Origin of the sequence: Pseudoalteromonas sp. SCSIO 43088, assembly GCF_023650795.1 — a bacterium.
GTDB lineage: Bacteria > Pseudomonadota > Gammaproteobacteria > Enterobacterales > Alteromonadaceae > Pseudoalteromonas > Pseudoalteromonas shioyasakiensis.
This window is the reverse complement of record NZ_CP072675.1, coordinates 3417504-3441329: the sequence shown is the minus strand read 5'-3', so window position 1 is coordinate 3441329 and position 23826 is coordinate 3417504. Positions and strand designations below refer to the sequence as shown.

17 protein-coding genes are annotated in these 23826 nt (G+C 42.3%); 11 read left to right on the top strand and 6 right to left on the bottom strand.

The genetic code is table 11. The features are described from left to right. The first annotated feature begins 19 nt into the window (after positions 1–19). The gene (locus J8Z28_RS15870; protein WP_082710976.1) at positions 20–1771 is read left to right on the top strand and encodes a response regulator; all 1752 of its coding nucleotides are present in this window, start codon (positions 20–22) and stop codon (positions 1769–1771) included. 13 nt (positions 1772–1784) lie between these two features. Here the strand turns inward: J8Z28_RS15870 and J8Z28_RS15865 are convergent, their stop codons facing one another. After that, the gene (locus J8Z28_RS15865; protein WP_062566584.1) at positions 1785–2408 is read right to left on the bottom strand and encodes a toast rack family protein; all 624 of its coding nucleotides are present in this window, start codon (positions 2406–2408) and stop codon (positions 1785–1787) included. Positions 2409–2537: 129 nt separating this feature from the next. On the opposite strand from J8Z28_RS15865, the gene modF reads away from it, so the two are divergent. Continuing rightward, complete coding sequence (gene modF, locus J8Z28_RS15860; RefSeq protein ID WP_062566583.1) at positions 2538–3995, top strand: molybdate ABC transporter ATP-binding protein ModF; 1458 nt, start codon at positions 2538–2540, stop codon at positions 3993–3995. A gap of 25 nt (positions 3996–4020) precedes the next feature. Here the strand turns inward: modF and J8Z28_RS15855 are convergent, their stop codons facing one another. Beyond that, positions 4021–4899, bottom strand: coding sequence for a TraB/GumN family protein (locus J8Z28_RS15855; RefSeq protein WP_062566582.1), 879 nt, complete (start codon positions 4897–4899; stop codon positions 4021–4023). Between the two features lie 535 nt (positions 4900–5434). On the opposite strand from J8Z28_RS15855, the gene ilvG reads away from it, so the two are divergent. From ilvG to can, 7 genes are all read left to right on the top strand, one after another. After that, positions 5435–7084: an acetolactate synthase 2 catalytic subunit gene (gene ilvG, locus J8Z28_RS15850; RefSeq protein ID WP_062566581.1), complete on the top strand. Its 1650-nt coding sequence runs from the start codon at positions 5435–5437 to the stop codon at positions 7082–7084. Further along, entirely contained in the window at positions 7081–7326 is a 246-nt protein-coding gene (gene ilvM, locus J8Z28_RS15845; RefSeq protein ID WP_054554110.1) for an acetolactate synthase 2 small subunit, read from the top strand. The genes ilvG and ilvM overlap by 4 nt, the downstream gene beginning before the upstream one ends. 103 nt (positions 7327–7429) lie before the next feature. After that, positions 7430–9286 carry a dihydroxy-acid dehydratase gene (ilvD, locus tag J8Z28_RS15840; protein WP_062566580.1) on the top strand — a complete coding sequence of 619 codons (1857 nt, stop codon included), beginning with the start codon at positions 7430–7432 and terminating at the stop codon, positions 9284–9286. Between the two features lie 2 nt (positions 9287–9288). After that, positions 9289–10839 (top strand): threonine ammonia-lyase, biosynthetic, encoded by a 1551-nt coding sequence (ilvA, locus tag J8Z28_RS15835; protein ID WP_062566579.1) that lies wholly within the window; start codon positions 9289–9291, stop codon positions 10837–10839. Positions 10840–10970: 131 nt separating this feature from the next. Further along, positions 10971–11975 carry an ABC transporter substrate-binding protein gene (locus J8Z28_RS15830; protein WP_208855499.1) on the top strand — a complete coding sequence of 335 codons (1005 nt, stop codon included), beginning with the start codon at positions 10971–10973 and terminating at the stop codon, positions 11973–11975. A 49-nt stretch (positions 11976–12024) separates the two neighbouring features. Continuing rightward, positions 12025–13203 (top strand): methyltransferase, encoded by a 1179-nt coding sequence (locus J8Z28_RS15825; protein ID WP_062566578.1) that lies wholly within the window; start codon positions 12025–12027, stop codon positions 13201–13203. An 18-nt stretch (positions 13204–13221) separates the two neighbouring features. Then, positions 13222–13884 carry a carbonate dehydratase gene (can, locus tag J8Z28_RS15820; protein ID WP_054561164.1) on the top strand — a complete coding sequence of 221 codons (663 nt, stop codon included), beginning with the start codon at positions 13222–13224 and terminating at the stop codon, positions 13882–13884. A 44-nt stretch (positions 13885–13928) separates the two neighbouring features. On the opposite strand, the gene ubiK is transcribed toward can, so the two are convergent. After that, positions 13929–14192 carry a ubiquinone biosynthesis accessory factor UbiK gene (gene ubiK, locus J8Z28_RS15815; protein ID WP_054561163.1) on the bottom strand — a complete coding sequence of 88 codons (264 nt, stop codon included), beginning with the start codon at positions 14190–14192 and terminating at the stop codon, positions 13929–13931. A 111-nt stretch (positions 14193–14303) separates the two neighbouring features. On the opposite strand from ubiK, the gene rep reads away from it, so the two are divergent. Then, positions 14304–16316, top strand: coding sequence for a DNA helicase Rep (gene rep, locus J8Z28_RS15810; protein WP_054561162.1), 2013 nt, complete (start codon positions 14304–14306; stop codon positions 16314–16316). On the opposite strand, the gene J8Z28_RS15805 is transcribed toward rep, so the two are convergent. The 3 genes from J8Z28_RS15805 to elbB all read right to left on the bottom strand — a co-directional run bounded on the left by J8Z28_RS15805 (position 16306) and on the right by elbB (position 20296). Beyond that, a complete protein-coding gene (locus tag J8Z28_RS15805; protein WP_250659676.1) occupies positions 16306–18870 on the bottom strand; it encodes a bifunctional diguanylate cyclase/phosphodiesterase in 2565 nt (854 codons plus the stop codon). The two genes, rep and J8Z28_RS15805, sit on opposite strands and share 11 nt — an antisense overlap. A 200-nt stretch (positions 18871–19070) precedes the next feature. Beyond that, on the bottom strand, positions 19071–19463 hold the full coding sequence (locus J8Z28_RS15800; protein ID WP_054554118.1) for a c-type cytochrome: 393 nt from the start codon (positions 19461–19463) through the stop codon (positions 19071–19073). 182 nt (positions 19464–19645) lie between these two features. Beyond that, on the bottom strand, positions 19646–20296 hold the full coding sequence (elbB, locus tag J8Z28_RS15795; protein ID WP_063527902.1) for an isoprenoid biosynthesis glyoxalase ElbB: 651 nt from the start codon (positions 20294–20296) through the stop codon (positions 19646–19648). 511 nt (positions 20297–20807) lie between these two features. Here elbB and polA point away from each other — a divergent pair. Next, positions 20808–23543 (top strand): DNA polymerase I, encoded by a 2736-nt coding sequence (polA, locus tag J8Z28_RS15790; RefSeq protein WP_250659675.1) that lies wholly within the window; start codon positions 20808–20810, stop codon positions 23541–23543. The last annotated feature ends 283 nt before the right edge of the window (positions 23544–23826 follow it).

Genomic DNA, 23826 nt, shown 5'->3' with positions numbered 1-23826 from the left:
AAAAAATAATGAGTAAAGCATGTTGCAGCTAGTCACAGATATCCGAAGACGATATCGCTGGGGGTTATTGGCGATTGCCATATTGATCTCTGTATCAGCTATCTTGATACAGAGTCTTTTGTATATCCAAAAGGGTGACGCCAAAGTTATCAACATTGCCGGTAAGCAACGCATGCTGTCCCAAAAAATAGCCTTGTACGGCAATGCACTCATTTACCATGAATCCGATCATTTCCAACAGCAACACCGAAGACTACTGGAACAAGCCGTTGAGCAATTTATTGCAGGGCATCAATTTTTAATTCAGCAGGATGAGCAAGGTCACTATATTCATTTAAATGAGGCGCTTGAGGCCCATTACTTCTCGCCCCCTACCGCATTAGATGAGCACGTGAAGCGTTATGTGAGTAAAGCGCAGCAGCTATTAAACAATACCGATGATTTTGCCTATGTGGACCGCTCAACATTTGTTAGTAATCAGCTAGAGGCACTACTCACAAAACTAGACCAAGCGGTTAAGTTACTCGAGCAAAAATCAGTTCAAAAAGTCACATTTTTGGCGGTGCTAGAGTTATTGTTTTGGCTCATCGCCATGGTGTTATTAGCCATTGAGTTATTTTTCATTTTTAAACCCATGGAGAAACTGGTCACTAAAAATATTGCTAAGTACAAAGAACAAAAAGAGTTTGCTGAGCGTGTTAATAAAAATAAAGAGCGCTTTATTGCCCGTACCAGTCATGAATTTAGAACACCATTGCAAGGTTTAACCGCATCCATCGAAGCGCTTGATATCAGCGACAGTCAGCAACTGACTAAACAGCAGGCGCTTTATTGCGTTAACAGGCTGGTGGCTATGCTAGACGAATTAATGGACTTACAGCAGCTAACCTCGGGAGAATGGCAGTTAAGTTTCACTAGCAACAATTTGTTATCAACATTAAAGCAAGCTATCTCACCCTATGAATATGCCTGTAACGATAAAGGTATTACCTTGAGTGTGAACTTAGCTGAGTCACTCAATAAAGAGGTGAGCACTGACCATGCAAGGTTGACGCAAATTGTTGCTGAAATCATTAACAATGCCGTTAAATTTACTCCAAGCCAAGGCCGTATTGCCGTTACCGCTGCATGCCAAGGTGAGCAGCACTTTGTAATGGAAATACAAGATAACGGTAAAGGCTTTGAAAAGCCGCCGACAGATTTACTTAGCTACGAAAATGACTCAGAGCAACACTTTCAAGGCTTAAAAACGGGGCTGCTTAGGGTTATGCACATTGTTAAAGCATTAAAAGGAGAAATCCAATTTCTTAATGCTGAGCCACAAGGTGTGAAAGTGTTAATTAATTTAGAACTAGAAAGCACGCCTAAATCAGCAATGCCAGCGCCGCTGCCGCAAGCATTACATTGTTTAATTGTTGAAGATAACCCGCTAAACGCCACCATTTTAGGACGCATGGTTAGCCATTTAAATTACAGCTTTGATGTGGCGGAAAATGGTTTAATTGCCACAGATAAAGCCTCAGATAAGCATTACGATTTAATTTTTATGGATTTAAATATGCCCGTTATGGATGGCTTTAAAGCGATTGATATTATTCGTAATGAGCAGGGGCAACAGGTGCCAATTTTGGTGGTGACCGCCAATACATCGAATGAAGATTTGCAACGAGTATATGAGCTTGGAGCAAACTTGCACGTATATAAACCGATCACGCTGGATTCAGTGCAAAAAGCTCTCAGCATTTTATTTGCTGAGAGCTCACAGGGATAACCAAAGCGTTAAATTAGTTCGTTACTTTAATGTCACCAACACCCACTTCGACTTCGATATCGTATTGGCCATTGCCACGATAGCTTGAATGCGAGCTAACCACTTTACGGCTAGTGTTACCGTCATTTTTTAAGCCGCGAATTTTAGTATCGCCCACACCGGTATCAAGCTCGATACGTTTGTAGTCATCAAGCGCGCTATCAATTCTTACCGCGCCCACACCAAGCTCAATCTCAACTGAATTACTTGCGTCGTTAATTTCAATATCGCCAACACCAAGTTCAACATCAATTGCCATCGATTTAGGCATTTTTACATGCCAGTTTTGTTGAATGTCGTCATTATCTAGTTTTAAGCTAAGTGAGCTGGCACTTTGCGAGTGGCTTAATTCAATATCTGATAAATCGACATCAGAGCTGAACCAGCTATTGTCATTTTTTGGTTCAATGCGAACTGTAACGACGACTTCGCTACCGTCATAGCTTTCGACCTCTAAGCTGCCCACCGGAAAATCAATATCAAGCTGGCTTGCGCCACTCACAGCAAAGTTGTGATTTAGTTCACGTGAGTCTTTTGCCATTGCGTATGTTGTTGTTAGTGCTAAGCCTATAGCTGCTACACAAAGTAATTTTTTCATTGTCTGTTTCCTGTTGATGACCTTTTATACCTTAGTCGCAGCTGTGTTCAAAAAAGGTTTAAACGATTTTTAATTTTTTATCGAATACGGTAACGTCAAGCTAACGGTAACTTAGAATGAGGATTCAAAGTGCAACAAGTGCAGTTGGTTAATGTTAAAGCTAGCCTAAAGGGGCTGGGCAATGACGTTTATTATTTAGATGATCTCAATATCAATGTATCGCCATTGCAGCAATGGGTTTTACTTGGTGCGAATGGGGCGGGTAAATCGGCCGTGGCAGCTGCCATTGCCGGTTTTGCGAAAATAGAAAAAGGCCAGTATGAGAATAGCTTTGAGCGTATAGCATTGGTTTCGCCAGACAGCCAAAAGCAGCTCCTTGCGGCTGAGCTAACAAAAGATCAAGATGATATTATTGATGGCGTTACGCCTTCGAGTACGGTTTATGAGTTAATTATTGCAGGTCGAGACGAGCAACAGCTTGATAGTGATTTGCTACAGCAGTTAATAAGCCTATTTGATTTTAGTGACAAACTTAGCAAGGCATTTCGCGATTTATCGACCGGTGAAACCCGCAAACTGATGCTGATCCAAGCCATAATAGGTCGACCAGATTTACTTGTGCTTGATGAGCCTTTTGATGGCTTAGATGTCACGGCAATGGCTGGGCTTAATCAGCTACTCGCAGAGCTTAGCAAAACAACGACCCTTATTTTTGTGCTCAATCGCTTAACTGAGATCCCAGACTTTGTTGATCATTACGCCTACGTTAAAGAGGGTCATGTCACAGAGCAATTAGCAAAGCCTAGACCCGAGCAGCGCGATGATTTACTCAAGCTATTGCATCTCACGCATACTCAGTTACAAATACCTGAGGCAGATATTGACCATCAAGCACCTCCGCTCACTGATTCTATGCTGGTAAGATTAAACAACGCATCGGTAAGTTATGGCGGCGAGGCTATTTTTGAAAAACTCAACTGGCAAATTAACCAAGGCGAACATTGGCAGTTAACAGGTAAAAATGGCTCAGGTAAAACCTGTTTGCTGAACCTTATCACGGGTGATAACCCGCAGTGTTACAACAACGATATCAAGGTGTTTGGCTACCAACGCGGAAGCGGTGAGAGTATTTGGCAAATTAAACAGCACATTGGTTATATCTCTAACGCGCTTCATATGGATTATCGAGTGAGTATCACCGCACTCAATACGGTTGTTTCGGGCTTTTATGACAGCATTGGTCTTTACCAAAAAGCCACCGATAAGCAACTTGCCATAGCCAAACAATGGTTAGCGTTATTAGGGTTAAGTGACAAACAAAGTAGTTCATTTAGCCAGCTGTCTTTTGGTGATCAGCGTTTATTATTGATTGCTCGGGCTATGGTTAAACACCCTAATTTATTGATCCTTGATGAACCTTGCTTAGGCCTAGATGAAGCGAATAGGCAACGCGTGTTATTACTAATAGAAAAAATCTGTGCTGCAGGCACCAGCACCGTGGTGTATGTTAATCACCACGCGAGTGACAAAATAGCCGGTATCAACAACTATTTAGAGATGGCTGATTTCACAAAAAAAGCGCCATAAGGCGCTTTTAAACGATTGAAATCATTTAGATACGGGTAATGGTAAAACCTTTATCTGTTAATTGCTTCAATAAACCGTGTTGCTCTGGTAAGTGCAAAGCGCCCACTGCAATGAACAGCTTTTCTTTACCGATGCGAGTCGATAGTTGATTAACCCAATTGTTGTTACGGTCTATCAGCATCACTTGCTCGCTTAGTTGACCATATTGAGAGTCATCAAAGCTTTCATTGTAAAACTGCGTAAGTGTTTTCATATCACCCGATTTCCAAGCCTTGATAAGACCAAAAAAGTAGGTATCTACGTCTGCAAGTTGCTCGAATGTTTCTTCGATCATCTTGTCATTCATAATTGCTAAGTGCTCAAACATTTCCATTTGGCGTTCAAGAGTTTCGAGCTCACCAATAGATATTTTATGTTCTTGAGCGTAAGCAAGTACTTGCTTGTCGATGCCATATTGATCTGAAAAACCAACGTTTTGGAACTCCATTTGCATCATGGTGACCATCACCGCCCATGGTGCTAAATTCTTAAACATTGCAATATCAATTGATTTATCAGCAAAGTACTTTTGCAGTTTTGCATAGTTTTCTGGTGATAATTCTGATTGTAAGGTTTTGCCATTTTTCAGCATCATAAATGGTAATGAGCGACGCTGCATTTCCATTGGTGAAATGGCGCTGATATCCACCTCAACAATGACTTTATCTGAGTTATCGAGTGCTTTTGTTACCTTACTTGGCAAGCCTTTCATGCTGTTGTCACCCACATGCACGGTACCGAATAAATAAGAAGCAACGCCGTTTTTTTCTACTTTCCATAACCCCGGCTCTGCAAGTGTATATTGGCTAAAACCAAGCAGTAGCACCATAAAAAACAGGGCATTTATACGCTGGACGAATTTCATAACTTTCCTTTTCATAACGTGGTTTTTTCAATACTAAACTAATTTTTCTTTGAGGCGTTAAATTAAATCGGCTTTATGCAGAAAAATCACATCTAATTGCTAAAAATTAATCAATCATATAATGGCAAATAACGAGGTATGAAATTTCAATTTTCAATAAATAATGAAATATAAATCTTTATATGTGAAATTGTTGAATATTTATTTCTTTAATATTACTTTTCAGCCTGTTTTTTGAATTGATTTTTATGTTGACTTACAAGCCCCAGCGCGGTACTAATAGAAAAAGACAGCGGGATGGCTAGATTTCCGCTATAAATGAACAGAATTTGGTTACAGATAAATGCTTACAAACAAACTTTCTCTAATTCTAATTAACGTCGTGGTGATTATTATTACCGCGGGGGCTAGTTAGTGCTTAGAGAAAAGTGAAGCATTTAAAAAGCCCCCCGCACTTAACAGTCCGGGGGGCTTTTTCGTTTTAAGGTTTGAGTCGCAGCAAATACACAATGTCACTGAGGAATGAGGATTTACGATGACAGGCGCAGAGTTAACAATCGATTTATTAGCCAAACATGGCGTTAAGGATGTTTTTGGATACCCAGGTGGTGCCATCATGCCTATTTACGACGCTTTGTACGGTGCGCCAGTCAAACATTATTTGACGCGTCATGAACAAGGAGCGGGTTTTGCAGCTGTAGGTTTTGCCCGCAGCACAGGCAAGTTAGGTGTGTGCTTTGCAACATCAGGCCCAGGTGCGACTAACTTAATAACAGCCCTTGCTGATGCGATGATGGATTCAGTGCCGTTACTTGCAATCACAGGGCAAGTACCTACTGCAGCGATAGGCTCCGATGCCTTTCAAGAAGTAGATGTGTTAGGTATGTCGTTATCATGTACTAAACATAGTTACATGGTTGAAAGAGCTGAAGACTTAGCCGAAATACTACAAGAAGCCATCCACCTAGCGCAAAGCGGCCGCCCAGGCCCTGTATTAGTTGATATCCCAAAAGACATCCAAATGGCGCAAGTACCATTCCACCCTTGGTTAGCCGCCGAAGATCATTTACCTAAATTAGACGCAAACCAAGTTGCGATAGCTAACCAAATCTTAAGTGAAGCGCAGCGCCCTGTGGCGTATATCGGTGGTGGCGTACAGGCTGCGGATGCACAAAACGAGCTTATGCAGTTTTTAGAAAAAACTCACATGCCAGCAGTATCAACATTAAAAGCGCTAGGCAGCGTCTTACCTGATTATGAATATGACCTTGGCATGCTAGGTATGCATGGTGGTAAAGCGGCTAACTTAGCAGTGCAAGAGTGTGATGTTTTGGTTTGTATCGGTGCTCGTTTTGACGACCGTGTTACTGGCAATTTAAGCAAGTTTGCCGCAAAAGCAAAAGTGATACACCTTGATATCGACGCGGCAGAGGTTGGTAAGCGTAAGCCTGCAAAAGCATCATTAGTCGCAGATTTAAAAACCTCATTACCGCAACTTGATTGTTTTGTAACGTCTGATGAGTGGTTAACGCACATCGAAAGCATGATGAAAGAACATGCATGGCGTTATGACTATCCGGGCGAGAAAGTATTTGCCCCTTATTTATTAAACCAGCTAAGCCAAAAAATGCCATCAACGGGTGTTGTGTGCTGTGATGTGGGTCAGCACCAAATGTGGGTGGCACAACACATGAAGTTTAGCCACCCAAGTAATCACTTAAGTAGTGGTGGTGCGGGTACCATGGGCTTTGGTTTACCGGCCGCTATCGGCGCTCAAGTTGCTCGTCCAAATGATTTTGTGATCACAGTGTCGGGTGATGGCTCAATCATGATGAACATTCAAGAACTGGCAACAATTCGCCGTAACAATCTGCCAGTTAAAATTCTAATCCTAGATAACCAGCGCTTAGGCATGGTACGTCAATGGCAGCAGCTATTTTTTGAAGGTCGTTATTCTGAAACAAACCTTTCAGATAATCCTGATTTTGTGCAGTTAGCAGCGGTGTTTGGCATTCCAGGTCAAACCATCACTAAAGCAGATGAAGTCGATGCTGCAGTTGATGCGTTAGTAAATAGTGAAGGTCCATACATTCTGCATGCCTGTATAGATGATAAAGAAAATGTATGGCCGCTTGTACCACCCGGTGCTGCTAATGATGAAATGATGACGGAGACAGTAAAATGAAACACACCCTAACGATTGCGCTAAAGAATCAAAGTGTCGCTGTAGAGCGCTTTTTACGCGTTGCGCGCCATCGTGGCTTTGACCTAACAACCATGAATTTAGAAATGGCTGATGAAGCGTTTCACGTCACTATGACGGTAGACAGCGATAAGCCAATTTATCTACTAACATCACAATTGAATAAATTGGTTGATGTTAAACACGTTAATGTTGAAAACCAATTTCAACAACAAGCAATCTAGTAAAAATCAACAGGTAGCTAGAGCAATCAGATTGATGCTTTAGTGAGAAATAAATTAGGAATGAGGAAGTCAGTGGCATGCCACTGCAACAACTGAGGTAATTATGGCTAAATTAAGAAGTGCAACAACAACAGAAGGTCGCAAACGTGCAGGGGCGCGTGCTTTATGGCGTGCAACAGGGATGACAGATAAAGACTTCGGTAAGCCAATTATCGCTGTTGTTAACTCATATACTCAGTTTGTACCGGGTCATGTTCACCTTAACCAACTTAGTGAGCTAATGGCTGAAACCATCACCGAAGCCGGTGGTGTACCAAAAGAATTTAATACTATTGCGATCGACGATGGTATCGCAATGGGTCACGGCGGCATGCTGTATTCACTACCATCGCGTGACTTAATTGCTGACTCAGTGGAATACATGGTTAATGCGCACTGTGCTGATGCCATGATCTGTATTTCTAACTGCGACAAAATCACCCCTGGGATGATGCTCGCAGCACTGCGTTTAAATATTCCGGTTATTTTCGTATCAGGTGGTCCAATGGAAGCGGGTAAAACACGCCTTGCTGATATCGACATTAAACTTGATTTAGTGGATGCCATGGTAAAAGGCGCTGATACCACAGTAAGCGATGAAGACTCAGAAAAAGTAGAGCGCTCTGCGTGTCCTACTTGTGGTTCATGTTCGGGCATGTTTACTGCCAACTCAATGAACTGCTTATTAGAAGCGATTGGTTTAGCACTGCCGGGTAACGGTACCACACTTGCTACGCATAAAGACCGTAAACAGCTTTACGTTGAAGCGGGTGCGCGCATTGTTGATTTATGCCGTGAGTATTATCAAAAAGATAATGCAGCAGTATTACCACGTGCTATTGCTAATCGCACTGCCTTTATGAATGCAATGGTAGTTGATATTGCTATGGGTGGTTCATCAAATACGGTTTTACACTTATTAGCTGCAGCGCAAGAAGCGGGTGTTGATTTTGATATGTCGCACATCGATGAGCTTTCTCGTAAAACTCCTTTCCTTTGTAAGGTGGCGCCTGCAACCAATAAATATCATATTGAAGATGTGCACCGTGCTGGTGGCATGATGGCAATTATCCGTGAGTTAGGTAAGGCTGGCCTTGTCGATTTAACTGTTGATCACGTAGCAGGTCACACTATGGCCGAAATGGTGACTAAATGGGATGCCACCGATCCTAATAATGAAGTAGCGCAAAAATTCTATAAAGCAGGCCCTGCCGGTATCCGCACTACAAAAGCAATGAGCCAAGAGTGCCGCTGGCCAGAACTTGATAATGACCGTGAAAACGGCTGTATTCGCAGTGTTGAAAATGCCTTTCGTCAAGATGGTGGCTTAGCTGTACTTTCAGGTAACTTAGCCCTTGATGGCTGTATTGTTAAAAGTGCCGGTGTAGTTGAAGAAATGCTGCACTTTGAAGGCCCTGCGGTTGTATACGAATCACAAGATGATTCGGTAGAGGGTATTCTTAATGGCGAAGTGAAAGCGGGTGACGTTGTTGTTATTCGTTATGAAGGACCAAAAGGCGGCCCAGGCATGCAAGAAATGCTGTATCCAACGAGTTACTTAAAATCAATGGGCTTAGGTGAAAAGTGTGCGCTTATCACCGATGGTCGTTTCTCGGGTGGTACATCAGGTTTATCAATTGGTCACGTTTCACCAGAAGCAGCAAGCGGTGGTGCAATCGCTTATGTTGAAAATGGCGATAAAATAATCATTGATATCGCAACCCGTGAAATCACCCTAGCGTTGTCAGATGAAGAGCTTGAAGCACGTAAACAAAAGCAACTTGCACGCGGTAAAGATGCTTATAAACCACTTGATCGTGACCGCTATGTTTCATCTGCACTTAAAGCCTATGCATTACTTGCAACCAGTGCAGACAAAGGAGCTGTTCGCGATTTAGCAAAACTTGAGGAGCTTAGTTAATTATGGTTTCTCAAGAGCTCGATTATTTTCGCGCTATTATCCAAGCGAACATGGAGCCCCTTGCAAAAGTCACTGAGGTCAGCGAAATGGCTGATCTTAGTGCACGGCTAGGCAACCATGTGTGGTTAAAGCGTGAAGACCAACAACCGGTTTATTCATTTAAGCTTCGTGGTGCATTTCATAAACTGAGCAAGTTGCCAAAAGGTTCTGATGTGATCACAGCCTCAGCGGGTAACCATGCACAAGGCGTTGCACTCAGTGCTTCATTTTTAGGCCATAAAGCTACAATTGTGATGCCAGTCACAACTCCAGAAATTAAAGTGAATGCAGTACGTTCGCTCGGTGGTGAAGTGGTATTACACGGCCATCATTTTGATGCTGCAAAAGCCCATGCTTTAGAGCTGACAGAGCAGCGTAACGGGGTGTTTGTGCCACCGTTTGATGACGCCGATGTGATTGTTGGCCAAGGTACCGTTGCCCGTGAATTAATGCAGCAATTGAACGACCTTGATGCTGTGTTTATTCCTGTTGGCGGTGGTGGCTTGCTAGCAGGTATGGCGGTGTACATTAAGTCGTTACGCCCAGATATTAAAGTCATTGGTGTTGAAGCTGATGAGAGTGCTTGCCTAAAAGCAGCGCTTGAAGCAGGCAAGCCCGTTGAGCTTGACCGTGTTGGTAGCTTTGCAGATGGTGTAGCCGTAAAAGTTATCGGCACAGAAACATTTCGTTTAGCGCAAAAGTTTTGTGATGAAGTGGTCACTGTTACGGGCGACGAAATCTGCGCCGCAATGCAAGATATCTTTGTTTCGACTCGTGCTATAGCGGAGCCTTCAGGGGCGCTATCAACAGCGGGCCTTAAAAAGTGGTGCCAACAAAATGGTGTTAAAGGCTTAAACGTAGCTGCGATTTTATCGGGTGCAAACTTAAACTTTGACCGCTTACGTTATGTTGCAGAGCGAACGGCTCTCGGTGAAAAGAACGAAGCACTGCTTGCTGTGACTATTAAAGAAGAAAAGGGTAGCTTTAAGCAATTTTGTAACTCATTAGGTGGCAGAGCTATCACCGAGTTTAATTACCGTTATGCAGGCCCCGGCGAAGCACAAATTTTTGTTGGTATTGCCTTAAGACAAGGGCAGCAAGAGCTCGATGAGTTAAAAGCGGCACTGACAGAAAATGACTACACATTTTGCGATCTATCAGATAACGAGCTGGCTAAATTGCATATTCGTTATATGGTGGGTGGTAAAGCGCCAGCTCAGCTTCATGAGCGTTTACTGCGCTTTGAGTTTCCTGAATACCCAGGTGCACTGGCGCGATTCTTAGATACCCTTGGTAGTAATTGGAATATTACTTTATTCCATTACCGTAACCATGGTGGAGCTATTGGTAATGTGCTGGCGGCCTTTGCTATCGAACCGAGTGATTATGAGGTATTCAATGAGCATTTGAACCGTTTGGGATACAACGTTCAAGATGAAACAAACAACCCATGTTTCACCCAGTTCCTAACCAGCCAAGGTCAGGAGTTGAGCGCAGTGAAAGTGGCTAATTAGTTATAAAACCTGAATAAGGCTGCTAATTAGCAGCCTTGTTTTTTTCTCTATTTTTCCTATAGTTAATGCACGGTTTCAAGCAAGGATGATGCGTGCAAGGTATAAAAAGCCTACTAGGGTTAATCTGTTTAATGCTTTCTATGAGCGCACAGTGTGCTGATAAAGTTAGCTTACAGTTAAAATGGACTCACCAGTTTCAATTTGCAGGCTATTATATGGCTGCAGAAAAAGGCTTTTATAAGGAGGCAGGCCTAGATGTCTCTATTATTCCTGCTGATCCAAACCATCCAGATACCTTCCCTAAAGTACTAAGCGGTAAAGCCGACTTTGCCATTACTCACTCAGGAATATTACAAAAGCGTCAGCAAGGCGCTCCGGTTGTCGCCCTTGGAGCCATATTGCAGTTTTCGCCTTACTGCTGGATGGTAAAAAATAACTCAGATATTTTTCAGCCAAGAGACTTTGCTGGTAAGAAGCTAAGTAAAATCGGTTCAATAGAAAATGCTGAGTTACTGGTGATGTTACAGCGCGCTGGATTGAGCCTAGAAAGCTTGATGGCAGCTAGCCATGAAGGCGGTATTAAAGAGTGGCTTGCCGGTGATTTAGACGCGGTGCAAGTGTATGTCACCAATGAGCCTTATACAATGACACTACAAGGAGTCGGTCACCGACTCATTTGCCCGCAAAAGTTTGGTTTGAATGTGTATGGCGATATTTTATATACCTCAGAGCAGTTTTTAGCGAAAAAGCCAGAGGTTGTTGAGCGCTTTTATCGTGCCAGCTTAAAAGGGTGGCGGTATGCCTTATTACACTTAGAAGAAAGCATCGATGTAACCAAGCAGCATTATGCCATCCATAAAAGCGTACAAGAGCTGGCCTATGAAGCCCATGTGTTAGCAAGCTACATTCAACCACCGGGGATTAATTTAGGCAATATGTCGATGGCAAAGTGGCGCTTGATTGCAGATTTATATGGCTTAGATCAGGATGAGTTTGATCAGGCCTTTGATGGCTTTATGTATGATCAACAGCAAACAGAAGGTTTTGAGCTATCTTGGATGCTGATCCTAGCCATCATTCTAAGTATTGCATGTGTGCCATTGTACATTCGTTTGATCAGTAGTAACCGACGTTAAATAAGATAAATCTGTTATACTGCTTTTTATTTCTTGTCGCTAAGTAGTTATGACACTTGCCGAGCACTTTGCTGCCTTAGATGCACTGCTATTTTCAACCCGCCAATACTGGCAATGTACCGCATTTGATTTTGATGATCTTCCTTGGCCTGAATTAGCCAACTTATTATGGGCGCTTGATGACCAACAAGTGAGTGAACTTGATGCCGATCAGCAGGCTTTATATCGTTATTTTACTGATGAAATCGAACACATCGAAAAGCTGGCTGAATTGTGTGAGTTGCCAGCGATAAGTGCTGCCCGAAATGAATTTCCGTTTTGGATAAGTAATGGCATTAAAGGCCGTAAGTTTGAGCAACTACAAGACTTTGTCGCGGCGATCAGTCAGCAGCCATTAAACCAGCCTGTTTTAGAATGGTGTGCTGGTAAAGGGCATTTAGGTCGCATGTTGGCATTCAATGGAGCACCACGAGTACATAGCATTGAGCTACAACAACACTTGTGCGACCAAGGTCAACACAGTGCTAAGCAACAGCAATTGGCGATGCAGTTTTCACAAGCTGATGTATTAACCGATGACACTGATGGCTTTTTTAAAAGCCAGCAGCATGCAGTGGCTTTACATGCCTGTGGTCGTTTACATCAAACATTTATGCAGCAAGCAAGCAAAGCGAAAACTCAGCAAATCAGTTTTTCACCATGCTGTTATCATTTATTCACAGATAACGCCTACCAAGCAATGAGCGAGCCTGCCAAGCAAAGCCAACTAGCGCTTACTCATCGCGATTTAAAACTGGCGCTGCAAGAAACGGTAACGGCACCGAGTCGAGTTGATAAGGTCAGAAAAACAGAAGTTGAATGGCGTCTTGGGTTTGATGCGTTACGTAAAACATTGACCGGTGAAATGCACTATGTGAGTGTGCCATCAGTGAACAAAGCGATTTTCTCTGATTCGTTTAGCTCATTTTGTTTGTGGGCAGCTGAGAAAAAATCATTATATTTACCAGAAGGCATTGATTACAATAAATTTTTAGAGATAGGTAAAAAGCGCAAAAGGGTAACTGAGCGAGTTGAACTCGTCCGACATGTGTTCAGAAGGGCAATTGAAGTTTGGCTGGTGCTCGATCGTGCTTTATATTTGCAACAACAAGGGTATCAAGTAACAGTTAGTACGTTTTGCGAAAAGCAGCTGACACCAAGGAATATCTTGATCCAAGCTAATTATTAAATACCGTAAAGAGGCGCAATGAGAAAGTTAAAAAATTTATTCGAGAATAATAAACGTTGGGCAGCGCGTACGAGTGAAAATGATCCTGAGTTTTTCAAAATTCTATCAATGCAGCAAAATCCAGAGTATCTGTGGATCGGTTGTTCTGACTCGCGTGTACCTGCAAACGAAATCGTAGACTTATTACCGGGTGAGCTATTTGTTCACCGTAACGTGGCAAATGTTGTTGTGCATACCGACCATAACTGTCTTTCGGTAATGCAATACGCTGTTGAAGTACTGAAAGTGAAGCACATCATGGTCGTTGGTCACTATGGCTGTGGTGGTGTTCAAGCAGTATTAAACGAAGCACGTTTTGGTTTAATTGATAACTGGTTACGCCATGTAGGTGATGTAAAAGAAAAACACATCGAACAACTCAATGCATTACCTGAACAAGAGCGTTTAAATAGCTTAATTGAACTAAACGTTATCGAACAAGTACGTAACGTGTGCCGTACTAACATTGTGCAAGATGCTTGGGCGAAAGGCCAAGAGTTAACAATTCATGGTTGGGTTTATGGCTTAGCAAATGGTCATCTTAATGATCTAGAGTCGGTAGTGACCTGTGCTGAAGAAGCTAGTGATACTTACGGTATTGCCGTTAAGCGCGTATTTGAACGCGTGGCAGAAAAAAGCTAAAACTAGCTAGTTAGAAAAAAGGAGAGCTAATTCGCTCTCCTTTTTTATTGTTCGTCTTGTTTGCTAGCAAGTTGCTGCTCGAGTAATGCAACTTTCTCTTCAAGCTCAGTGAGTTTTTCACGAGTACGAATAAGTACTTGGCTTTGAATATCAAACTCATCACGGCTTACAAAGTCCATCTCAGCAAGTTTGTTTTGAATAGCTTGCTTTGTTTTGCCTTCAACTGTTTCGGCAAGGTTTTTCACGCCTTGCGGCATGTTATCAGTAATTTGCTTAGCGATTTCTTCAAGTTTTGCTGGGTTGATCATCTTCGTCCCTTGAGTCACGTAAAAAAACAATCTTACCTTATTGGCTAGGCGTAGTGTAGTGATTACGGTAAAATTGCCCGTCCTGTCTTTGGATAATTTCTTTAGGGGCTTATGAAACTCAACCCAAAACAAGATGAAGCGGTAAAGTATATCAGTGGACCGTGTCTGGTATTAGCCGGTGCGGGATCTGGTAAAACGCGTGTTATTACTAATAAAATCGCTTACTTGGTGCAAAAGTGTGAGTATCAAGCGCGCAATATTGCGGCGGTAACCTTTACCAATAAAGCCGCAAAAGAAATGCGTGAGCGTGTAACGCAAACACTGGGTAAACAAGAGTCGAAAGGCTTATGGGTTTCAACGTTTCACACCCTTGGCCTTGAGATCATCAAAAAAGAGTTAACGACGTTAGGTTTTAAACCTGGATTCTCACTATTTGATGATCAAGATACCAACCAGTTACTAGCTGAGCTGACCGAAGAAGAACTTAAAAAAGACAAAGATCTACTCAACCTACTGAAGATGCAAATAGGTAGTTGGAAGAACGAGTTGATTCTACCAGAGCGTGCCGTTCGCGAAGCCCGTGAGCCGCAAAAAGCCTTGTTTGCTCAGCTGTATGCGCGTTATCAAAATCAATTACGTGCTTACAACGCCCTAGATTTTGATGATCTGATCATGATCCCTACTTTATTGTTAGGCCAAAATGCCACTGCGCGTGAGCGTTGGCAGCAGCGTTTTCGTTACTTGCTGGTGGATGAGTATCAAGATACTAATACCAGCCAGTATCAGTTGGTTAAGCTACTGGTGGGTGAGCGAGCTCGTTTTACCGTGGTAGGCGATGACGACCAATCAATTTACTCATGGCGTGGTGCTAAGCCTCAAAACCTTGTGCTATTGAGTAAAGATTTTCCGGGCTTACGTTTAATTAAGCTCGAACAAAACTACCGAAGCGCAGGGCGAATTCTAAAAGCGGCGAATATTTTGATTGCCAATAACCCTCACGAGTTTGATAAAAAGCTATTCAGTGAGCTTGGCTATGGTGAGCCTATCAAAGTGATTGGTTGTCGTGATGAAGAGCATGAATCAGAGCGAGTAGTGGCAGAGATCATTTCTCATAAATTCATGAAACGCACCAGCTATAAAGATTACGCGATTTTATATCGTGGTAATCACCAAGCGCGAGTGTTTGAAAAAGCACTTATGAGCAACCGCATTCCTTATAAAATCAGCGGCGGCATGTCATTTTTCTCGCGTTCAGAAATTAAAGATATCATGGCGTATTTACGTTTACTGGTGAACCAAGATGATGACAATGCCTTTTTACGTATTGTGAATACGCCACGCCGTGAGATTGGTACGGTCACACTTGAAAAACTAGGCACCCTTGCTAATGAAAAGCATATCAGCTTATTTGCTGCCTGTTTTGAACCTGAGCTTGCGCACAGATTAAAAGGCCGTGGTTTTAATGCTTTAGCTGGTTTTGCCCGCTGGGTGGTTGAGCTTTCTGATAATGCAGTTCGGGGCGATACCCTTGAGGCTGTGAAAGAGTTAGTTAGGCAAATTAACTACGAAGCATACCTTTATGAGTCATCACCGAGTGCAAAAGCCGCTGAAATGCGTATGAAAAACGTTTCAGAGCTTTATCGTTGGATCACCGACATGCTAACAGGGGATGCAGACAATCCACCGCTAAACCTTGCTGAAGTGGTTAGTAAACTGACCCTGCGCGATATGCTTGAACGAAACGAAGAAGAAGACGAATCTGACGCGGTACAATTACTAACACTGCATGCTTCAAAAGGTTTGGAGTACCCGTATGTGTTCATGGTTGGCATGGAAGAGGGTTTGTTACCGCACCAAGTAAGTATCGATGAAGATAACGTTGAAGAAGAGCGTCGTCTTGCTTATGTAGGTATTACGCGTGCACAGCAAGAGCTGGTAATGACTTATGCTAAGTTACGTCGTCAATTTGGTGAAACCTCAGATACAGAGCTCAGTCGCTTTGTGCAGGAGTTACCACAAGATGATTTAGCCTTCGAAGCGAAAAAGCCACCGTCTTCACAGGCTGAGCGAATGGAAAAAGGCCAAGCTCGAGTAGCTAATCTAAGAGCAATGCTTAAGAAGTAATAAATTGTGCGCTCGGTGCTTCGTGTTCGAAGGGCGCCAGCGCATGTTGCTTACCAATAAACAATGACAATCCGTGCTTATCGAGTAACGTGCGGTAGTTAAAAATCGATGGCCCTTTCGCGATTACTTGGATATTTTGCAGCTTAGTAATCGCCAGCACACCTTGCAGTTGTAAGTGATAGTTTTCTTGCTGTAGTACTCGCTTACTGAACGTTGAACTTAATAACAAGTAATCGAATTGGAACTCAGTCAGTAAGTTTAATTCACAGCGATCTTTAGCAAATTCATTCAAACCAATCGAAAATCCTTGTGCAACCAAGTTTTTTAGATTTTCAATTTGTACTGCCGATGCATAACGAATTTCTTGTTCGTTGAATAATAAACACATTCTATTCGCATCGTGAGCTTTTAGTAGCTTACACAGTGCTTGAAAATTAATACGTTCAAGAACTAAACCAGAGCAAGGGAATAATACTTTTTCTAGATTACTGTCACTTACTAAGCTGAAGGCTTGTTTTAATAAATTAAGTTCAACCTCAAAGTGCTGAACTCTATCGGTTGCAAACTTCTTAAGTACTTCAAAGCTGGTGCTACCAAGTACTGGGTGTTCACCAAATGCTTCGAGTAAAGACTCTGCACGAGTTTGCTCATCCAAGGTAATGATTTCGGCACTTCTAAAGTGCATAGGCAAATCATCTAAGTGATGCATATTGTCAGCATCATGTTGCACATTGCTGGCATTAAGCAGCGGATGGAAGCATTCAAAGCGATTACGGCCTGCATTTTTCGCGTAATACATGGCTGCATCCGCATCACGTATAATTTCATCGGTGTGCTTGTAGCTTGGTTTTGAGTAAGTAATACCAATACTGGCACCACTTTGAATACACTGACCCTTCATACAGAAAGGTTTTCTCATAATTTCGATAATACGTTTGGCGACATCTTGGGCTTGCTGTTGCTCTGTTAAGTGAGTGAGCAATATCACAAACTCATCACCACCTAAACGTGCAAGCAAATCATGCTCACGAATACAATGCGAGAAAGACTCAGCAACACCAATTAAAAATTGATCGCCTGCTTGGTGACCAAGGTGATCGTTAATGTCTTTAAATTTATCAAGGTCAATAAATAGCACTGCAAACTGCTGCTCTGGGTAGCGCTGGTAGTGCTGCAATGTTTTTTCAAGCTGAGTTAAGAATAAACTGCGATTCGGTAAACTGGTTAGTGAGTCATGGTGTGCATCGTGATACAGCTGTTGTTCTATTTTTTTACGCTCTTCAATTTGCATTTGCAGGTGCATATTGGCTTGGCGAAGTTCTTTGGTTTTTTCAGTGACCCGGTGCTCAAGCTTTTGGTGACTAAGCTTTAACTCTTGGTTTGCTAGGTGAGTTTGAATAACATTAGCAATTTGATGCGATACAAAGGTGATTAGCTCACAATCATCCTGACTAAATTCATGCTTATTATTGTAAGCTTGGCAAACAATGAGGCCTATAACGCCTTGCGAGGTTTTCAGCGGAGCACCTAACCAACTCGTCGCGGTGCGCTCAGGTGGTACATTAACCGGTCTTTCTATAACGCCTAGCTTGATAAGCTCCTTTGCTCTTTCACTGTCTATGACTTGGCACTTTTCAGTGCTGAGCACCAGTTCACTGTAGCCTTTAGCAAATGGCCGTGGTTTACCATTATCGTTAAACTCATCGACGCAGTAAGGGAAACTTAACCAATGTGACTTTTGGTCATACAATGCGATGTATAAGTTATCTGCATAGGTAATGGTTTTGATAATGTTATGTACATGCAGATATACATCGTCGAGGTTTTTACTTTGTGTTGCCAGCTCTGATATTTTAAATAAGATCTGTTGACGTTCTAGCGCACTTTTACGTTGTTGAATTTCGTCGTTCAGTGCTTGGTTACTTTGTGTCAGTGCACGGGTGCGAATTTTTACTTCAGATTCGAGCAGCTCACGTTTTTTTACTCGTTCAATTGCTGTCGCCAAATATAATGACATCGCTTCGAGCAACTCAATTTGCTGCTCCGAATAGCCTTGTTTATTGTCATAGCTTTGCGCGACCATGACTCCAATAATGACTTTATCGCGATAGACGGGCACTCCAACCCAATGCTCAGCTGGCGTACCAAAGCACTTAAGTAAGCCTTGTTCAACCGCTTGCTCTGTTTGTTGTTTGGTAAAGTAACAGGTTTTACCTTGTTTAAATACGTAACCTGTGAGGCCTTCTTTAAAGTACTGCTCATATTTTAACGGTACTGAAAGACCATCTTTTTCATCGGCGAAATAAGATAGCTCAAGGTTATCGTAAACCGGGTTATGCAACACAACGAAAAAGTTTTTACTTGGGATATAGTCTTGCAGAATGTTGTGGATAGCAGGGTAGAGCAGGGTTAATTCGGCAACAGTGCTTGCTTGCTCTGATAATTGTAAAAGAGCATGTTGCAAGTGATGTGATTGCTTATACTTTTGTAAAAGCGATTTTAAGCGAGCATTTTTTCGGCCTAGCTTATCAATGTGTGTTGCTGAATCTTCCAATGATTTAGAACCAGATCTTATTGTTGTTTAAATTTCGTCCTTTATAGTTCCACTTTTTTATTAGATCGTCAAGTAACAGGTGTTAACAAAATAGTAATTTATGATGGGGCGTATTTGGCTACAGCATTAGTCTAGCGGCTAAAAGCAGGCACAAAAAAAGGGCTTAATAAAATTAAGCCCTTAGTATTAGTTTTAAACTGTTACTTGCTAGTCATGAAATCGATAGCAGCGCTGATCTCTTCATCAGAACAGTCCATACACGTACCTTTAGGAGGCATCGCGTTGAAACCGTTGATTGCATGGTCAAGTAGAGTGTCCATGCCTTTAGCAATACGAGGAGCCCAATCATCAGCTGATTTAGGTGCACCTAGTGCGCCAGTACCATGACAAGCAAAACATGCTGCTTGGTAAACTTGTTCACCAGAACGAGGACCTGTAGGTTCAGCAGCGACCGCAGCTTTATCACCTTCTAGATATACAGAACCAATTGGCGCTAGACGCTTTTTAATTGCATCTTCAGTCAAAGAGTTGTCATACGCTTGTGCATATGCCGTTGTTGCTAGCAGTAATAATGCAGCTGATAGTTTTTTCATTTTGCCTTGCTCACTTCGATTTGAACGTGATCAATCACGATATCTGACGGAAATTAGAACGATTATAACGCTAAGCCACAATTTATAAAATGATCTAAAAGGCTTTTTCTTGAGAAAAACCGTCATTTTTTTGCGTTAGCGCAAGAAAAGCCAGCATTAAATACTGGCTCCTAGCTTGATGTTTAAGCAAGCTCTAATACTTTGTTAACCAATTTTTCGATACCCGCATCAGCATCTAAAATGCTTTGGGCCAACATATAGGCTGGGGTTGTGACCACTTTATGCTGAGGATCGACAACGATATCATCCACAGCACAGCTTTGGTGCGCTCCGCCAAGTTGCTCGATTGCTGCTGCGGTGTCTGCATCGTTACCAATGGTTGTTTTTACACCTTTACCATAAATAAGTGGCAGCATGGCAGGAGCAATACATATATAACCCGCTGCTTTGTTGGCATCGACAAAGGCCTTCGCAGTTGTCAGTACATCACCTTGAACTTGGGCATCTGCTCCTTTAACAGCAAAGTCAGATAGGTTTTTCGCGGCCCCAAAGCCACCTGGTACGATCAAGGCATCGAATTCATCTACATTTAGCTCAGTCAGCGCTTTAATTTCACCACGGGCAATACGCGCAGCTTCAACTAACACATTACGGTTAGGAGTCATTTCTTCACCGGTTAGGTGATTAATGGTGTGCATTTGGTCGATATTGGGTGCGAAGCATTGATAGCTCGCGCCTGCTTTTGCGATATGTAATAAGGTTAATACGGCTTCATTGATTTCTGCGCCGTCGTAAACACCGCAACCAGCTAAAATTACAGCAACTTTTTTCATTTTTGAACTCTCCTTAATGCGACTAGCTTTAGTTTAACAAGGATACGAGCATGGCGACAAAATAAAAAATTTTTGTCGCTTGATAACTCGCAAAGCATGATGAATAGCCGTTTATGCCTTTTTATAAATTACTAACGAAAAAAAAAGTATAAAGGATCGCTATGATCTTTGATCCATTATGCTAGAATACTCCTCCGGTTATGAAAAGGGATGTTAATTCGGTATCGAATAAGCAAAAGGTTATCGCTACTAAAACCGTTTTCCACATCGGACAAAAATAATAAAAAAAGAACGCCGTAATATCTTTTTTAAATCAAAACATGAACTTATAAAATTTTCCTTAATGTTTTTTCATTTCGGGAGAACTAGCTCTGTCTGTTATCTACAAAGTTATCCACAGCTTGCTCTGTCATAAACCTTTATTGGTTAATAATTCACAGTCGTTTTCTTCATGGCCTTATGGCATGCTTACAAACAATTTAATGTTATTCAATTAGGATCCAATTTCACCATGGCTCAGATCCCTGAAAATCCACTTATTCTTGTAGATGGTTCTTCTTATTTATTCCGTGCATACCATTCGCCGCCGCACCTTACTAACTCAAAAGGTGAAGCGACAGGCGCAATCTATGGCGTAGTTAATATGCTTAAGAGTTTGATCAAGCAATATGATCCGTCGCACATGGTGGTGGTATTTGATGCCAAGGGTAAAACCTTCAGAAATGACATGTACAGCGAGTACAAAGCGAATCGTCCGCCAATGCCGGATGACTTACGCACACAGATCGCACCACTACACAACATTATTAAAGCAATGGGTTTCCCACTGATTAGTATTGAAGGTGTTGAGGCTGACGATGTTATTGGTACCTTTGCGCGCATAGCGTCAGAGCAGCAGCGTCATGTACTGATCTCAACAGGCGATAAAGATATGGCGCAGCTTGTTAATGAGCATGTAACGCTGATCAATACCATGACAGATAGCATTTCAGATCCAGATACTGTGGTTGAAAAGTTTGGCGTTGGTCCTGAGTTGATCATTGATTACCTTGCTTTAATGGGTGATAAGGTCGATAACATCCCAGGTGTTGATGGCTGTGGTCCAAAAACCGCAGTGAAATGGTTACAAAAATATGGATCATTGCAAGGTGTCATTGATCATGCTGGTGAAATTAAAGGCAAGATTGGTGAAAAACTTGCTGCAGCACTTGATCATCTGCCACTTAGCTATGAATTAGCAACAATTAAGTGTGATGTTGAGGTTGAGTCAGATCTTGAAACTTTTAAGCTGCAAGAGCCTAATCGTGACGAATTGATTGCACTTTATGGTGAATGTGAGTTCCGCCGTTGGTTAGCTGAGCTACTTGATAACCCTAAAGACGCTGATACGCATTTAGATGTGCCAACTGAAGCTAACGAACTACCAAAAGTTGCTGATGCACACTACGAAACTATTTTAACTGAAGAGCAACTTGATACCTTAGTGGCGCAGTTAAATGACGCCGAATTGTTTGCTTTTGATACTGAAACAACCAGCCTTGATTATATGCAAGCTCAATTGGTTGGTATGAGCTTTGCGGTTAAGGCGGGTGAAGCGGCTTACCTTCCGGTTGCTCACGATTACCCTGATGCGCCAGAACAATTAAGCTTAGAAACCGTAATGGCAAAAATTGGCCCAATCTTAGCTGACGAAAACAAAGCGAAAGTGGGGCAAAACCTTAAGTACGATAAAAGCGTGTTAGCGAATGCGGGCTTCGAGTTAAAGGGTATTAAATACGACACTATGTTGGAGTCGTATGTCTTTAATAGTGTAGGTAGCCGCCATGATATGGACTCGTTGGCACTGAAATACCTAGGCCACAAAAATATCAGCTTTGAAGATATTGCCGGTAAAGGTAAAAAGCAGTTAACGTTTAATCAAATTGAGCTAGAAAAAGCGGCGCCTTATGCTGCTGAAGATGCCGATATAACGCTACGTCTTCACCAAGTGTTATGGCCAAAAATTGATGCTGATAGTCAGTTGAAGTCAGTATTCGAAGATATTGAGTTACCACTTGTCACAGTGCTTTCTGATATTGAGCGTACTGGTGTTGCAATTGATAGCAATATGCTGGCAGCTCATAGCCAACGTTTAGGCGAGCGCCTGTTAGAGCTTGAGCAAGAAGCTTATGATATTGCAGGTGAAAAATTTAACTTAGGCTCACCTAAACAACTGCAAGCTATTTTGTTTGAAAAACTTGAGCTGCCTGTTATCAAAAAAACACCTAAGGGTGCACCTTCGACAGCAGAAGAAGTATTGCAAGAACTTGCTCATGATTATCCATTACCAAAAGTGATTATTGAGCACCGTGGTTTATCTAAACTTAAATCAACCTACACAGATAAACTTCCGCTAATGGTTGATGAGCGCACTAAGCGAGTGCATACCTCTTACCATCAAGCTGTAACAGCAACAGGGCGTTTAAGCTCAACGGATCCTAACTTACAGAATATTCCAATTCGTTCAGAAGAGGGGCGCCGTATTCGTGAAGCCTTTATTGCTGCACCTGGGCATAAAATTGTGGCTGCCGATTACAGCCAAATTGAATTACGTATCATGGCGCATTTATCACAAGATAAAGGCCTATTAACTGCGTTTGCGAATGGTTTAGATGTACACAGTGCTACGGCGGCAGAAGTCTTTGGGGTTAGCCTTGAAGAGGTTACCAGCGATATGCGTCGTAAAGCCAAAGCGGTTAACTTCGGTTTAATTTATGGCATGTCGGCGTTTGGTTTATCACGTCAGTTAGATGTACCACGCCATGAAGCACAGCATTATATTGATAAATACTTCGAGCGTTTCCCTGGCGTACTTGAGTACATGGAAACAACTCGTGAAAAAGCTGCTGATAAAGGGTATGTAGAAACGATTTTTGGTCGCCGCTTACATTTACCAGAAATCAATGCCCGTAACGGTGCTCGTCGTAAAGCCGCTGAACGTGCTGCGATCAACGCACCAATGCAAGGTACTGCTGCTGATATCATCAAAAAAGCGATGCTTAAAGTTCATCAGTGGGTGAACGAGCAAGCTGAAGGTTCAGTGAAGCTGCTAATGCAGGTGCACGATGAATTAGTGTTCGAAATTAAAGAAGAGTGTGTTGACGACTATAAAGCTGAAATTTGTAAGCTAATGTCAGAAGCCGCGACTCTTGATGTGCCTCTGATTGTTGAAGCCGACAGCGGTGACAACTGGCAACAGGCTCACTAATAGTCTCGAAAAAATGAAAGCTATCAGCTAGAAAGTTAGCGAGTTTCTAGGGGAAAGAGTAAAGTTAGCGAGTTGCTTGACACGTAAGCTAAGTCATTTAGGCTTGCTAACTTGCTAACTTGCTAACTTGCTAACTTGCTAACTTGCTAACTTGCTAACTTGCTAACTTGCTAACTTGCTAACTTGCTAACTTGCTAACTTGCTAACTTGCTAACTTGCTAACTTGCTAACTTGCTAACTTGCTAACTTGCTAACTTGCTAACTTGCTAACTTGCTAACTTGC

Coding starts and splice junctions, on each gene's coding strand:
- J8Z28_RS15870 (WP_082710976.1), top strand. CDS start 20: ATGTTGCAGCTAGTCACAGATATCCGAAGACGATATCGCTGGGGGTTA.
- J8Z28_RS15865 (WP_062566584.1), bottom strand. CDS start 2,408: ATGAAAAAATTACTTTGTGTAGCAGCTATAGGCTTAGCACTAACAACA.
- J8Z28_RS15855 (WP_062566582.1), bottom strand. CDS start 4,899: ATGAAATTCGTCCAGCGTATAAATGCCCTGTTTTTTATGGTGCTACTG.
- ilvG (WP_062566581.1), top strand. CDS start 5,435: ATGACAGGCGCAGAGTTAACAATCGATTTATTAGCCAAACATGGCGTT.
- ilvM (WP_054554110.1), top strand. CDS start 7,081: ATGAAACACACCCTAACGATTGCGCTAAAGAATCAAAGTGTCGCTGTA.
- ilvD (WP_062566580.1), top strand. CDS start 7,430: ATGGCTAAATTAAGAAGTGCAACAACAACAGAAGGTCGCAAACGTGCA.
- ilvA (WP_062566579.1), top strand. CDS start 9,289: ATGGTTTCTCAAGAGCTCGATTATTTTCGCGCTATTATCCAAGCGAAC.
- J8Z28_RS15830 (WP_208855499.1), top strand. CDS start 10,971: ATGCTTTCTATGAGCGCACAGTGTGCTGATAAAGTTAGCTTACAGTTA.
- J8Z28_RS15825 (WP_062566578.1), top strand. CDS start 12,025: ATGACACTTGCCGAGCACTTTGCTGCCTTAGATGCACTGCTATTTTCA.
- can (WP_054561164.1), top strand. CDS start 13,222: ATGAGAAAGTTAAAAAATTTATTCGAGAATAATAAACGTTGGGCAGCG.
- ubiK (WP_054561163.1), bottom strand. CDS start 14,192: ATGATCAACCCAGCAAAACTTGAAGAAATCGCTAAGCAAATTACTGAT.
- rep (WP_054561162.1), top strand. CDS start 14,304: ATGAAACTCAACCCAAAACAAGATGAAGCGGTAAAGTATATCAGTGGA.
- J8Z28_RS15800 (WP_054554118.1), bottom strand. CDS start 19,463: ATGAAAAAACTATCAGCTGCATTATTACTGCTAGCAACAACGGCATAT.
- elbB (WP_063527902.1), bottom strand. CDS start 20,296: ATGAAAAAAGTTGCTGTAATTTTAGCTGGTTGCGGTGTTTACGACGGC.
- polA (WP_250659675.1), top strand. CDS start 20,808: ATGGCTCAGATCCCTGAAAATCCACTTATTCTTGTAGATGGTTCTTCT.